This window comes from Bradyrhizobium sp. sGM-13 (assembly GCF_018398875.1).
Classification (GTDB): Bacteria; Pseudomonadota; Alphaproteobacteria; order Rhizobiales; family Xanthobacteraceae; genus Bradyrhizobium.
Genome location: NZ_JAGWDK010000267.1, coordinates 1 through 298, shown reverse-complemented (window position 1 = coordinate 298; position 298 = coordinate 1). Strand labels below are relative to the sequence as shown.

Annotated in this window: 1 protein-coding gene; it reads right to left on the bottom strand. The window is 59.4% G+C overall.

Annotated elements, in window-relative coordinates; genetic code table 11:
* On the bottom strand, positions 1–298 hold a 298-nt coding region (locus KJQ96_RS39025; RefSeq protein ID WP_213291222.1), incomplete at both ends, for a transposase.

Below are 298 nucleotides of genomic sequence, written 5' to 3'. Positions count from 1 at the left end.
AGCAGAACCCCGGCTGCTTCAAACAGGTAACTTCGTAGCATCGCGTCGCCGCACTTCGAGATGCGACCTGACCAATCGAGCTCTCCGGAGGCGTGGCGTCTACTGGTTAGCCCGACATAAGCACCTACGCTTCTCGATCGCGCAAACCGTGCCGGATCGTCAATCGTTGCCTTGAAGGCGAGCGCGGTGATCGGACCGATCCCAGGCATCGTCATAAATCGGCGGACCTGCGCATCATGGCGGGCCAGTTTCATAACCTTGCGGTCAAGCTCGCTAACCTGCTGCCCAACGGCATTGC